General features: G+C 46.1%; 12 protein-coding genes. 5 read left to right on the top strand and 7 right to left on the bottom strand.

The window, feature by feature from the left end; all coding sequences use genetic code 11:
* The first annotated feature begins 130 nt into the window (after positions 1–130).
* Positions 131–796: a response regulator gene (locus tag QUA53_RS04500; protein WP_333072892.1), complete on the top strand. Its 666-nt coding sequence runs from the start codon at positions 131–133 to the stop codon at positions 794–796.
* Between the two features lie 468 nt (positions 797–1264).
* Here the strand turns inward: QUA53_RS04500 and QUA53_RS04505 are convergent, their stop codons facing one another.
* Both QUA53_RS04505 and QUA53_RS04510 read right to left on the bottom strand, forming a co-directional pair.
* Positions 1265–1981, bottom strand: a complete 717-nt coding sequence (locus QUA53_RS04505) for a pentapeptide repeat-containing protein (protein WP_333065852.1) — start codon at positions 1979–1981, stop codon at positions 1265–1267.
* Between the two features lie 191 nt (positions 1982–2172).
* Positions 2173–3372, bottom strand: coding sequence for a phosphoglycerate kinase (locus QUA53_RS04510; RefSeq protein ID WP_333094644.1), 1200 nt, complete (start codon positions 3370–3372; stop codon positions 2173–2175).
* Positions 3373–3555: 183 nt separating this feature from the next.
* On the opposite strand from QUA53_RS04510, the gene QUA53_RS04515 reads away from it, so the two are divergent.
* Both QUA53_RS04515 and ylqF read left to right on the top strand, forming a co-directional pair.
* Positions 3556–3969, top strand: a complete 414-nt coding sequence (locus QUA53_RS04515; RefSeq protein ID WP_333094646.1) for a universal stress protein — start codon at positions 3556–3558, stop codon at positions 3967–3969.
* A 179-nt stretch (positions 3970–4148) separates the two neighbouring features.
* A complete protein-coding gene (ylqF, locus tag QUA53_RS04520; RefSeq protein WP_333094647.1) occupies positions 4149–5003 on the top strand; it encodes a ribosome biogenesis GTPase YlqF in 855 nt (284 codons plus the stop codon).
* Positions 5004–5022: 19 nt separating this feature from the next.
* Here ylqF and QUA53_RS04525 read toward each other — a convergent pair whose 3' ends face one another.
* Positions 5023–5835 carry an MOSC N-terminal beta barrel domain-containing protein gene (locus QUA53_RS04525; protein ID WP_333094649.1) on the bottom strand — a complete coding sequence of 271 codons (813 nt, stop codon included), beginning with the start codon at positions 5833–5835 and terminating at the stop codon, positions 5023–5025.
* 229 nt (positions 5836–6064) lie between these two features.
* On the opposite strand from QUA53_RS04525, the gene QUA53_RS04530 reads away from it, so the two are divergent.
* Positions 6065–6775 (top strand): carbonic anhydrase, encoded by a 711-nt coding sequence (locus QUA53_RS04530; RefSeq protein ID WP_333094651.1) that lies wholly within the window; start codon positions 6065–6067, stop codon positions 6773–6775.
* Positions 6776–6894: 119 nt separating this feature from the next.
* On the opposite strand, the gene QUA53_RS04535 is transcribed toward QUA53_RS04530, so the two are convergent.
* Complete coding sequence (locus tag QUA53_RS04535; protein WP_333094653.1) at positions 6895–8082, bottom strand: tetratricopeptide repeat protein; 1188 nt, start codon at positions 8080–8082, stop codon at positions 6895–6897.
* A 299-nt stretch (positions 8083–8381) separates the two neighbouring features.
* On the opposite strand from QUA53_RS04535, the gene QUA53_RS04540 reads away from it, so the two are divergent.
* The gene (locus QUA53_RS04540; RefSeq protein ID WP_333037423.1) at positions 8382–8651 is read left to right on the top strand and encodes a GlsB/YeaQ/YmgE family stress response membrane protein; all 270 of its coding nucleotides are present in this window, start codon (positions 8382–8384) and stop codon (positions 8649–8651) included.
* 229 nt (positions 8652–8880) lie between these two features.
* Here the strand turns inward: QUA53_RS04540 and sppA are convergent, their stop codons facing one another.
* The 3 genes from sppA to QUA53_RS04555 all read right to left on the bottom strand — a co-directional run bounded on the left by sppA (position 8881) and on the right by QUA53_RS04555 (position 12875).
* Positions 8881–10701, bottom strand: coding sequence for a signal peptide peptidase SppA (sppA, locus tag QUA53_RS04545; RefSeq protein WP_333094654.1), 1821 nt, complete (start codon positions 10699–10701; stop codon positions 8881–8883).
* A 296-nt stretch (positions 10702–10997) separates the two neighbouring features.
* A complete protein-coding gene (gene fni / locus QUA53_RS04550; RefSeq protein ID WP_333094656.1) occupies positions 10998–12047 on the bottom strand; it encodes a type 2 isopentenyl-diphosphate Delta-isomerase in 1050 nt (349 codons plus the stop codon).
* A gap of 144 nt (positions 12048–12191) precedes the next feature.
* Positions 12192–12875, bottom strand: coding sequence for an SDR family NAD(P)-dependent oxidoreductase (locus tag QUA53_RS04555; protein WP_333094657.1), 684 nt, complete (start codon positions 12873–12875; stop codon positions 12192–12194).
* Positions 12876–12886 lie beyond the last annotated feature (11 nt).

The following is a 12886-nucleotide window of genomic DNA, read 5'->3' on the forward strand; positions in this document are numbered from 1 at the left end:
CTATTTGAGAAAGTGTGGCGTCTTGAAATTGTGAGCCTTTATCCAGTTGCAGGAGGTAAACTCATTTAAGTTCCTACTTTGGGACTGGCAGTTTCAAGAACTGTCCAACTGGAATTGGTGCAAGCCTGTCATGGAAAGAATATTAGTGGTTGACGACGAAGCAGACTGTCAAACAGTCTTAGCAATGTACTTGGAAAGTCAGGGATATCGGGTGGAATGCGCTAATTCAGGGGTGGAGGCGCTCTCAATGTTTGAAAATGCCCCCCCTGATTTGGTAATTTCAGATGTGATGATGCCGGAAATGGACGGGTTTGAGTTTTGTCGCCGTTTGCGAACTACCCGTTTGGGACAGTTAGTCCCGTTTATATTTTTGTCTGGTCAAGGGGAGATTGAGTCAAAAGTTGAAGGTCATTCGATCGGCGCTGACGATTATCTGGTAAAACCTTTTCAGTCTGAAGAAATCTTAGCTAAGGTAAAGGCGCAGTTAGAGCGCTCTCACCGGATTCACGCCGAGATTGTCCGACTGCTTCAAACTTCTAGCGGTAGGGCGGTGGAACCACAATTTGTGGCAGTATTGCCAGCACCTGCACCTTTGCCTTTAACACCAGCCGAGGAAAGAGTTTTTTGGGAGGTTATCCAGGGTTATACTAACAAACAAATTAGCGATCGGCTGTTTATTAGCCCCCGGACTGTGCAAGCTCATTTAGGCAGCATTTTCAGCAAATTACAGCTAGAAAATCGGGCACAGCTTGTGAGATTTGCCCTCGAAAGAGGGTACAAACCGCCTCAAACTTAACTCGGATCTCAACCTAGGGTGCGCCAGCCAGCCAGTCAGTCGATTTTAGATTTTAGATTTTAGATTTATTCCACAGATTCATCTGGGAGCTACAACTTTAGTCTAAAATTTTGATCTTTCCACGGCTTAAGTCGGAGACTTCTAGCGGTTTTTGGGCCGGGTCAGTCGATTTTAGATTTTAGATTTATTCCACAGATTCATCTGGGAGCTACAACTTTAGTCTAAAATTTTGCTCTTTCCACGACTTAAGTCGGAGACTTCTATCGGTTTTTGGGCCGGGTCAGTCGATTTTAGATTTTAAATTTTAGATTTTAGATTTATTCCACAGATTCATCTGGGAGCTACAACTTTAGTCTAAAATTTTGCTCTTTCCACGACTTAAGTCGGAGGCTTCTATCGGTTTTTGGGCGGGAGCAAAAATTCCCGTAGCTGCAAAAAAAATGGAGGCTGACGCACTCAGCAAGCAGATTATTCCACATTCAAAACACAATAAGGAAAAGTAGTGATCACGCAAACCCCAGGCCCCAAATTCGTACCTCGCAAGTTGGCACGTTCCAAATCAGCTTGCCGCACGTTATTCGCCGCATCAATATTTGTCCCGGTCAATTGAGCCCTAGGAAGCCTAGTATTTGACAAAATAGCATTCTGCAAATTAGTATCGCGCACATCGGCGAAAGACATATCCGCTCCGCTTAAATTCGCACGATTCAAATTAACTCTAAACAACAGCGAACGCCTCAAATCTGCATTCGACAAATTAGCTTGCAGCAGATAAGCTTCCCCCAGATTGGCATTAAAAAGTTTAGCACCGCGCAAATCCGCACTCGTCAGATTCGCTCGCCCCAAAAAAGCATTAGACAAATCCGCATTTCGCAGATTAGCACCATTCAATTCAGCACCGTACATCTCGGCATTAACTAAGTTAGCATTTGCCAAATTAGCATCACTTAAGTCCGCTTCTAGCAAATTAGCTTCATAAAGATTTGCTCCGCTTAAATCGGCTCCTCTTAAATTAGCTCTGTACAAGCTAGCCTTGAACAAATCAGCATTTCTCAAGTCACAGCCCTCGCACTCTTTAGTTTCCAGCAATTGCCTAACATGATCGGGATTTTGAGCTTTAACGGGAGCTACCAGCCCAAACAAAGCTAAACTTGCCGTTACAGTTGCCAAGAGTTTAAGTTTCACAAACAAACCTCACTGCTACTTCAAACAAATTATACTAGCAAACTATAGACTTTAAACCGATATCCTTCTCTCTTTTCTCTTGCTATTCGTTCTCGGCGCCCTCTGCGCTAAATCTTCAAAAAAATGATTTGCAGCCAAGGATATAGACCTGCTGACAGCAAGGCGGGCCAAGCCCGCCCTACTTAACTTAATTAAGCTTCATCTAAAGCAGCAACACCAGGCAATTCCTTACCTTCGAGCAGCTCCAAACTAGCACCGCCACCAGTAGAAATGTGGCTCATTTGTTCACCTAAATTCAACTGTTCAACAGCCGCCACCGAGTCACCACCACCGATAATGGTGGTAGTACCAGTTTTAGTAAGTCCCGCCAAAGAATGAGCGATACCTTCAGTTCCCACAGCAAACTTCTCCATCTCAAACACGCCCATGGGCCCGTTCCAGATAACAGTTTTGCAATCGGCCAAAGCATCTTGGAAAGTTTTTACTGAATCCGGGCCGATATCCAAACCCATCCAACCGTCGGGGATGCTTTCAACAGAGACAGTTTGAGTGTTAGCATCAGCAGCAAACTTGTCAGCAACTACCACATCAGTAGGTAACAGAAAAGCAACTCCCCGTTCCTTCGCCTTAGCTTCCAAAGACTTAGCCAGTTCCAGCTTGTCCTCTTCCACCAAAGACTTTCCAACGTTCAAGCCGCGAGCTTTGTAGAAGGTGAAAACCATGCCACCGCCCAACAGCAGTTTGTCGCACTTTTCGAGCAGTTTTTCAATGACTCCAATCTTGCTGGAAACCTTAGAACCGCCGATTATAGCAGCTAAAGGACGCTGAGGATTGTCGATCGCACTGCCGAGATATTGCAGTTCCTTCTCCATCAAAAACCCAGCCACAGAAGGACTCAGGTACTTAGTAACGCCTTCAGTAGAAGCGTGAGCCCGGTGAGCCGTACCAAAAGCATCATTGACATACAAATCGGCCACAGAAGCTAACTTCTTAGCAAATTCCGGGTCGTTTGCCTCCTCCTCTGGATAGAAGCGAACATTTTCCAGCAACAGCACATCGCCATCTTGCATCCCGGCGACTGTAGCAGCGACTTCATCACCGATGCAGTCATCAGTCTTTTTGACTTCTTTACCCAACAATTCCGACAGGCGCACAGCAACCGGCGTCAAGCGCAACTTCTCTGTCACACCCTTGGGACGGCCGAAGTGGCTGCACAAAATCACCTTAGCGCCCTTGGACGCTAAATCTTGAATTGTCGGCAGAGCCGCCCGGATGCGAGTATCATCGGTGATATTGCCGTTGTCGAGCGGCACGTTAAAGTCCGCCCGTACCAATACCCGTTTGCCCGATAAGTCCGATGCCGATAAATTTGCTACAGTTTTTTTTGTCACAGGATTAACCTCCTAATATGTGTGTTTTTGTCGAATTCCGTTGAAATGGCGGCACTGGTCACTTGCACTTGGGCCTCGGACGCATTCAACCGCGTCCGTACAAAAAACGGAAGATGAAACAAACGGCACTGATTGGCTCAACGTAAACATTTTATCGGAGTCCGCGTCCCGGAGATGCGCAGTATGTTCAAGACTGTCTTATTTCCTGTAGATCAAAGCCGAGAAGCCCGCGAAGCTGCCGAAAAGGTGGTCAATATCGTGAAAACCTACGGTTCTCGCTTAGTTATTCTCTCGGTAGTCGAGCCCCCAGCCGAGGAGGCCGACGCCCCCGCGCGAGAGGTGATGACTTCCCCCGAAGCAGTCGCCAAACTTCTTTCTGAGGCCCAATCGATGTTTTCCCAGCAGGGAATTGAAGCTGAAATCATCGAACGGGAAGGCAAACCTGCTTTCACGATTTGCGATGTGGCTGACGAAATTGGGGCCGATTTGATTGTGATGGGCTGTCGGGGGATGGGTTTAACCGATGAGGGGGCGTCTGACAGCGTTACCAATCGGGTGATCAATCTGTCTCCTTGTGCAGTTTTGATTGTGCCTTAGTCAGTTGACAGTTGTCAGTTGACTGTTGACTGTTGGCAGTTGGCAGTTGACAGTTGACTGTTGTCATTCAACAACTAACCAATAACAACTGTCAACTAACTAATAACAACTAACTAATAACAACTAACAAGTAACAAAAGTCAACAGTCAACAGTCAACAGTCAACAGTCAACTAACTAATGAAAATTCACTGGTATCCCGGTCACATTGCCAAAGCTGAACGGGCATTAAAAGAACAGCTAAAGCGGGTAGATGTGGTGCTCGAAGTCCGAGATGCCCGCATTCCATTGGCTACTTATCACCCCCAAATGCCAAGTTGGGTGGGGGGCAAGCCGCGAGTATTGGTCATCAACCGCATGGATATGATTACGCCTCGATCGCGCGAGGCGTGGGAAACATGGTTTGAGGCCCAGGGGGAAACTGCGTATTTTACTAATGCCGAGCACGGTCAAGGAGTAGACGCTGTGGCGGATGCGGTGCAGAATGCTGGGGTGCAGCTAAATAAAAGAAGGTTCGATCGAGGTATGCTGCCCCGTCCAGTCCGTGCAGTGGTGATGGGCTTTCCCAATGTCGGAAAATCTGCTCTAATTAATCGGCTGTTAGGGCGGAGAGTAGTAGATAGTGCTCGCAGAGCTGGAGTAACTAAATCGCTCCGATGGATTCGCATTTCTGACGAAATTGAATTATTAGACGCGCCTGGAGTGATCCCAACCCGAATTAACAATCAAGAAAATGCCATAAAATTAGCTATTTGCGAAGATATTGGCGAAGCAGCTTACGACAACCAGGTAGTAGCAGCAGCGATGGTAGATTTGCTGCAAGGGCTGGAGGCGGCTGATGACACGTTGATATCACTATCTGGTTTCAAATCCAGGTATAAATTAGATCCAGCCTCTAGTAATGGTGAAGATTATTTGCACGAGGTCGCAAAAGACAAGTATAAAGGAGATGTCGAACGAACGGCGCGGCAGATGTTAAACGATTTTAGAACTGGTGTGTTGGGTCAGCTTTCTTTGGAGTTGCCGCCGGCGTGATAAGGCTCGTGCCATACAACTAATCAGGAATGGTATTAAATAGAGACTTGCTGGCAGTGAGAATTTGAACTTCGTCTCCTATGTGTACTATTTTTTCGGCTGATTGAGGTGGCACTCTGGTGTTAACTATCAGCCGACTAATGTGATTTAAATGCCTTTTTACCAAGTCAGGCATTCTTTCATTATGCTTTGCTGCTAGTATTTTTTTAAAATTTGGATAAGCTTCTTTCGCTGCATAATTTTGCATAGATAGGAGACAGGCCTGGCCCGGATTAATACCTTCTAATATTACAGTCCCTATTTTAAACCTAACAATTTCATCAGATTGTGAGAAAAGTTGGTCTTCCCAAAAAGCCGGGACATCTCCTATTTCAATATTAGCTCGCAAGCGATGGCGCATCTCGTTAACGCAAACTCTCGGAAACCAAGATGCAACTTCGGCAATTGTTTCGGTACTGATAATGGTTGGCCCTGGTGCAGCAAGATTGTCGGGAAAACCAGTCAGCAAGTTTTCAATTAACTTGACGGAGAAACCGAAGTAATTGCTCAACCAAGATTCTATTCCCAAGCGTTCTCTATCTACATGAAAAAATATTTCTTGTTCGGTGCCTTGAATTTTCAGGCCGGCAATTCTCTTTTTAATGTCAAAGGATAAGCGTAGAAAACAGACTCCGCTGTTGTGCTTGCTGTTAACCAGTTCTCCTGCTGCATCGCAGATTGCAAAAGAGCGATCGCCTTCTAGAGCTCCGCTGGCTAGAATAGTTGCTTGACTGACTGCTATGCCGTCAAGGGACTTGACCGGATAGATATGAATGCTGGCGACGTAGGACATTTCGAGCCCTTGATAAATAATTTTCGTTTTAGATACATTCTAGCATCCCGGTAGAAGGATGACCGCCGTTGACTTTACTAAATAAAATATGAATGAAATAAAAATAGGTCACTTTTTTGAAGTTGACATTTTGCCGGAGCTGCGTGTAAAGAAAAATCAAAGAAGTCTGAGTGAGATTGTGGTAGATATTATGCTATAAAATAGAAAAAATTGAACCGAGTTATAAGCAATGACTGAAAGCGGAAAACAAGGCATGATTTCGCGACGCAATTTAATGTTGAAGGCTGGTGCAGGGATGCTCGCGGCAAGCTTGGCACCAGTGCTTTTACAAGCCCAAGCAGCAAAAGCAGAGGCAATCTCTGACCTGACTCCCGACGCTGCTCTCAAGAAATTGATGGAGGGGAATCAACGCTACATTGAGCAAAAACGGACATTTCCCGACCAAGCTCGATCGCGGATTGTAGAAGTAGCACAGGGTCAACATCCGTTTGCAACTATCCTGGCTTGTTCTGATTCGCGCGTTGCTCCCGAAATTATTTTCGACCAAGGATTGGGGGATTTATTTGATATCCGAGTAGCTGGCAATTTTCTCGACGATGTGGTTCTCGGAAATATAGAATATGCGGCCTTAGAATTAGGCGTGCCACTATTAGTAATTCTGGGTCACGAACGCTGCGGTGCTGTCAAAGCAGCTTTAGATGGCAAAACTGTGCCTGGTCACATTAGCACTTTGGTGGCGGCGATTAAACCCGCAATTGATTCGACTAAAGGTCAAACAGGCGATGCGTGGGATAACGCAGTCAGAGCTAATGTGAAAATGAATGTAAATAACTTACAATCATCGTCGCCTATTTTAGCTGAAGCAGTCAAAGCGGGCAAGCTTAAAGTTGTTGGGGGGCGCTACGATTTGGATAGCGGCAAAGTGGAGATAATTGCTTGATTTTAGTGGTTGTATCTCATATCTTGGAATATTTTTAATGAACAGGCTTTCGGGCCTGTTCCACGAGAATTTGATTGTGGGGTGGGCATCCTGCCCGCCCATAAAAGCCATAATTTCAGTTACATTAAACCCATTTCTTGCAGTCCCCGGCGCAGGCGTTCTGCTTCAAATGGGCGGCGCTGTTCGTGAAGGGCGATCGCTCTTTTGAATTCTGCTAAACTCTCTGGCATTTTGCCAATCTTCAGCAAGGCTACTGCCAAGTTTTGATGAGCTTCGGCGTGTTCGGGATCGATTTTTATCGCTTGTCGGTAATAGGCGATCGCATCTGCTAAATTTCCGGCTGCCTTCAGCGTCAGTCCTAAATTATAGTGACCTACTGCAAAATAGGGGTCAATTTTTAAAGCTGCTTTGTAAGCTTTTTCAGCAGATTTCAAATCTCCTTCATCTTTGAACAAATTGCCCAAATTATTGTAAGCGCCCAACTTGAGCGGGGGGAAAACATTGGTATTAATTGCGGCTTGATAGTGTTCTTTTGCTTTACCAAATTGCTGCTGCTGGCGATAAGCAATTCCCAAATGATAGTTAAGCTCGTAAACAATAGAATCATCAATGCCCTCGGCAGTTAAGCCTTTGGTTAATAAATTAATTCCCCGCCCAATTTGCCCGGTTTCTACATACAGCGCACCTAATTTGCTACAAGCATAAGCATCGTTTGGATAATAAGCGATATACCGTTCCATGGCTGCTTGAGCTTTTTGGAATTTACTTTTTGCTGCGATCGCATCTTTTTGATAACCAGAGTGCCAAATCGCCACATCGGGGAGAGCAGCTATTTTCCACTTTGGTTCCCTCTGCAAAATCTCACCTACGCTGTCGTCTACCATGGCGTGGTAAGGGCGAGAAAAGCGGATGTCGGGGCGATTGCGAAACAAGCGCGACACCAAGGAATAGGGAGATTGAGAGGCACCGATTTCTTGGCGGATGAGATTGATTAGCAGCAGCCGATCGCTCGCAATTGCCTGCTTCATTTGAGGTACCATCTCCGGTACCAAAACCTCATCTGCATCCAACACCAAAATCCAGTCGCCCAGGGCGTGCTTCAGACACTCATTGCGCGCCGCTGCGAAGTCGTCGCACCATTCAAAGTCATAAACCCTCGCCCCGGATTCTCGGGCAATTTCACGGGTGCGATCGCCCGATCCCGTATCCACCACCACTATTTCGTCCACAACACCTTTAACGCTGTCCAAAGTCCGCGACAGTGTTGCCTCTTCATTCTTCACAATCATGCACAGAGTCAGATCCATCGGGCGCAAACTTTCCTCGTTTCACAAAATTATTGTAATTTTTTTACCAGTAAAACACAAAAAGTCCCAGAAACAATTCTCCTATTTCCTTTTTGCCTTGAGCATAAGTACCTTTCTTCCCTAGAGAAAGTGGGTTAACTCTTTTGAGATATTAAAAAGGCTCAAACTCCGACAATTAATGGGAAATCCTACCACTTTCGGTTCCTCCCTACGGTAGAGGTAAGGACTGGAGAGCACTTGTTATTCTAAAAACATAAGACAAGGCACGAGAAAAGTTTAAGTATTCAGGAGAAAGAGAAATGGGAATTATTGCTTGGATCGTTTTAGGACTGATTGCCGGTGCGATCGCCAAAGCCATTTATCCGGGAACTCAAGGCGGTGGTTTTCTGGCAACAACAGGTTTAGGAATTTTGGGCGCGCTAGTGGGAGGTTATCTGGGTCAAGTCTTGCTGGGGACTAGCGGGGGAGCATCCTTTGGAGCATTGACTCTACCCAGTATAGCTTTTGCAGTTGTAGGTGCGATCGTTCTACTTTTCATCTGGGGATTGTTAACTCAGCGTGCTGCATAACAAATACTACCAATTCCCAGTCGATAGACTTTTAGGGTATTCATAAACCCGGTTTCTTCAAGAAACCGGGTTTTTCAGTGGTTGGTAGGATGCGTCAGCCTACTTTTACCAAATCCGCGTTAAAAACCCCGATCGGACTCAGCGCTTGCAACGGTTCAAGAGCAAAACTTTTCTCCGCACAGAGGGGGACTGAAGAATAAAGGGGGAAAAATGCCGGACTTGGTATTAATTAATCAATCCGCAAATTGAAAGGCAAGCGAACATAAATCCCCTGCGGGTCGTTCATAGACTTGATCGCAGCCAATTCATCTTGCATTTTCTTAAATTCGGCCGTTAGCGGGTCGAGTTTGGTGGCTGGTTTCAAAACGTGAACGCCTGAAATTTTTTCCAAAATTCGCTCTTCCAAACTGCGGCGTTTGGGATATTCTTCCACCTTCCAATCGTCGCCGAGTTTAGCTTGCTTAGCAGCCTCTCTGACAGCATCTTCAAGCCCGCCAATTTCATCGACCAAACCCAACTGTTTCGCGGCTGTGCCAGACCACACCCTGCCTTGAGCGATTTCTTGTACCTTGTTTTTCGGCAGTTGGCGGGAGTTGGCGACTTTAGTAATAAATCGATCGTAAATGCGATCGACTATCCTCTGAATATTCGCCAATTCTTGAGGATTTTTGGGACGGGAAACCGTGTTAGTGTCCGCAAAGCGGGCGGTTTTTACCACGTCCCAAGTTAGGCCGTTGTTAGCAGCCAACTTTTCGGCGTTGAACAGCATTCCAAAAACGCCTATCGAACCGGTAATCGTATTGGGTTCGGCAAAAATGCGGTTGGAACCCATCGAAATCCAATAGCCGCCGGATGCTGCTAAATTGCCCATCGAAACGATAACTGGTTTCTTTTTGCCCGTCAGCATCACTTCGCGTCCGATTACTTCGGCCGCCGTCGCGCTACCTCCGGGACTGTTGACGCGCAAAACCACTGCTTTTACGTCGTTATCTTCTCGGATTTTCCGCATTTCTTTAGCGATGCGATCGCCTCCTACTTGAGTCGGGCCCCCTTCGCCGTCTACAATCTCTCCCTCTGCGTAAAGTATAGCAATTTGGTTTTTCTTGTCAGCGCGAGTTGAGTTTTTATCTTCAGCGACTCTGGCATAGTTTTTCAAACTAATTTGCTTGAAAGATTTGTTTTCGCCATCGGTTCCTGTGAGCTTTTTAAGTTCAGTCGATATTTCATCAAAGTAAACAACTTTATCAACTAACTTGCTTTTTAGAGCTTCGTCAGCCATCAAAGTTCCGCCCTTATCTGCAAGCGCTTGCAGTTGCGGAACAGTCACTTTACGGATCGGGGCGACAGTTTTCAGGTATTCTCCCCACATATCTCCGAGCAACTTTTGAGTTTGCTGGCGATTTTCGGGACTCATTTTTGTGAGCAAAAACGGCTCAACGGCTGACTTGTATTTGCCGACGCGAGTCACTTGCACTCCCACGCCGTATTTCTCCAAAGCACCGGTGAAAAACATTGCCTGACTGCTAAAACCGTTGAGTTCCAAAGCGCCGTAAGGATTGATTGCTATTGTATTAGCAACGGAACCGAGGTAATAATCTCGCTCATTCCAGTCCATCTGGTAAGCAAAAATGGGCTTTTTGGCATCTCGGAAACGCTGCAAGGCTCCTCGAACTTCTTTGAGGTTGGCAAACCCGCTGCTGCTCGAATCCGAGCTGCCTTCGAGATAAATGCCAACGATTTTGGGATCTTTTTTTGCATATTCGATCGTGTCTAAAACAGTCCGCAGCGTCACTGTATCCCCGGCATCTTCCGAAAGGACTTCTTCAATCGCCGCGCCAGTGCTACGGCTCGGTTTGCTGTCGGTAATATTTAAAGAAAGGTCTAATACCAATACCGACTTATCTTTAACTTGCGGGCCCGAATCCTTAGACGACGATGCGGCCAGAGCAATTAGCAGTACCAGTCCTCCCAATCCGATGCTGCCTAGCAGCAACAGTCCTAGGAAGGTTCCCAGTAAACTTGCACAGGTATATTTTAGAAAATCTTTCATTTAGATAATTAGTCAGTTAACAGTTGACAGTTGACAGTTGACAGTTTTCAGTTTTCAGTTGACAGTTGACAGTTGCCCTTAATCAATAAAGTTCAGACAATAAATTGTCTTGAAATTATATGCGTTTATCTGTGTTTATCTGCCTAGCATCTGCGGTTGACCTATTAATCAAAGATTCAGGCAAAAGCTCTTATGACAATTGACAACCCTTCGACTTGCTTCTGCTACGCTCTTCGGACAAGTCGCTGGCTGACAAGCTGTCAACTCTCAACTGTCAACTGACTGCTGACTCACTTTTATCTTAACCTTTCCAAAACCCCAGAATGTTTTAACTCATCCAAGCTAGCGCATCCCGTACAGAACATCACGGTAGCGATTTCTGCAATTAACACCTCAGCTAGAAGGGCTGTGGCTGATTCCGATTCCGCTGCAGCTTGCAGAAATGGCCGCGCCAGTCCTGCAATATCCGCGCCAAGAGCGAGAGCCTTCGCTGCATCCAGCCCATTCTGCAAGCCTCCAGAAGCAATCAAAGGAACATCCGGCGCTGCGGCGCGGGTGCTGACAATGCACTCGGCTGTCGGTATTCCCCAGTCGGCAAAGGTTGCGCCCAACCTGCGCTGCTTGCCATCTTTAGCTCGCTCTCCTTCTATTTTCGCCCAAGAAGTGCCTCCTGCCCCGGCAATGTCGATCGCACCTACCCCCGCAGCGAGCAATTTCTTTGCCATTTTTCCTGAAATACCGTTGCCGACTTCTTTCGCAATAACTGGTACTGGTAATTTATCGCATAATTTGGCAATTTTATCTAGCAGTCCTTTAAAGTTAGTATCACCTTCGGTTTGAACGCACTCTTGCAGCGGATTGAGGTGCAAAATTAGAGCATCTGCTTCGAGAATATCAACAATTTTTTGGCACTCTTCCAAACCGTAATTATAGTTTAATTGAACTGCTCCGATGTTGGCAAATAGCAGAATATCGGGAGCGCGGCGACGGACGGCAAATGTAGGAACTAGTTGAGGATTTTCTACAACAATTCGCTGGGAACCGACTCCCATTGCTAGTTTGTATTCTTGAGCGACATCGGCGAGGCGATAATTGATTGTCTGAGCTAATTCTGTGCCACCGGTCATCGAGGAAATGAGCAGGGGAACGGCTAGTTTTTTGCCGAGAAATGTGGAGGTTAAATCAATTTCAGTGCGATCGAGTTCTGGCAAACAGCAGTGTTCAAAACGGTAGCGTTCTAGGCCGCTGGTAGTTTCGCGAAATTGTACGTCTTCTTCGAGACAAATCCGCAGGTGCTCTGCTTTGCGAGTTTCGGTTTGCGAGGGGGATGTTAGCGGCAAGTTCACAGTGGCTATTTGGGGAAAGAGTTTTGATTTGGGAATATAGCAATTTTATTTCATTTTTGAATTTTTTAATGAACCGCAGAAAACTCAGAGAGCGCAGAGGAAAAGAAAACAGAGATGTGCGTAAATCCTGCAAGGGTTGCTGTATTATCCAGGAACAGTCAGCGGCATTCCGTTATCGGAAGGTTTTAACTTGAGTAAAAAAGGAACTGCTTTTTGCACCCAGGCTTTGGCTGATGTGTAACTTGCTGCATCTTCGCCGAAACAAATGTCCAGCATATCCGTGTGAATTATCCCCGGATTCAAAGGAACTGCTGCCATACCTGCGGGCAATTCTTGAGCGAGCGATCGCGTAAGTCCTTCTATTGCCCACTTGGAAGCGCAATAGGGCGCGACTTCCGGCGAAGTTGACCTTCCCCAACCAGAACTCAAGTTGACAATTATGCCGCTTTTTCGAGCAATCATTGCCGGGACAAAGTGACGAATTACATTAGCTGTACCTTTAATATTAACATCAATTACCTGGGAAAATTCTTCGTCACTGACATTCCAAAGAGGGGCGAGATGATTAGCTACACCTGCATTATTAATTAGCAAATCTGGCGGCTCTTTTTTGACCAGTATTTCTGTTGCCCAAGCTTTAACTCGATCGTCTTTGGTGACATCCAAACAAGTAAAATGGTGGGGCGCACTATATTTTTGTTGGAGTTTTTCCACCGCTTGCGAAGAACGGGCGCATCCCACAACTGTATGTCCCAATTCAATAAACTTTTCGGTCATGGCAAGACCTAGACCGCGACTAACTCCGGTAATTACAATTAATTTTGTCATAGATTTGCTCC

Source organism: Microcoleus sp. Pol12B3 (genome assembly GCF_036701355.1).
Lineage (GTDB): Bacteria > Cyanobacteriota > Cyanobacteriia > Cyanobacteriales > Microcoleaceae > Microcoleus.

Excerpts from the sequence above, each read along its gene's own strand:
- QUA53_RS04555 (WP_333094657.1), bottom strand. The coding sequence starts at position 12,875 with ATGACAAAATTAATTGTAATTACCGGAGTTAGTCGCGGTCTAGGTCTT.
- QUA53_RS04525 (WP_333094649.1), bottom strand. The coding sequence starts at position 5,835 with ATGTCCTACGTCGCCAGCATTCATATCTATCCGGTCAAGTCCCTTGAC.
- QUA53_RS04540 (WP_333037423.1), top strand. The coding sequence starts at position 8,382 with ATGGGAATTATTGCTTGGATCGTTTTAGGACTGATTGCCGGTGCGATC.
- ylqF (WP_333094647.1), top strand. The coding sequence starts at position 4,149 with ATGAAAATTCACTGGTATCCCGGTCACATTGCCAAAGCTGAACGGGCA.
- QUA53_RS04535 (WP_333094653.1), bottom strand. The coding sequence starts at position 8,082 with ATGGATCTGACTCTGTGCATGATTGTGAAGAATGAAGAGGCAACACTG.
- QUA53_RS04515 (WP_333094646.1), top strand. The coding sequence starts at position 3,556 with ATGTTCAAGACTGTCTTATTTCCTGTAGATCAAAGCCGAGAAGCCCGC.
- sppA (WP_333094654.1), bottom strand. The coding sequence starts at position 10,701 with ATGAAAGATTTTCTAAAATATACCTGTGCAAGTTTACTGGGAACCTTC.
- QUA53_RS04530 (WP_333094651.1), top strand. The coding sequence starts at position 6,065 with ATGACTGAAAGCGGAAAACAAGGCATGATTTCGCGACGCAATTTAATG.
- QUA53_RS04500 (WP_333072892.1), top strand. The coding sequence starts at position 131 with ATGGAAAGAATATTAGTGGTTGACGACGAAGCAGACTGTCAAACAGTC.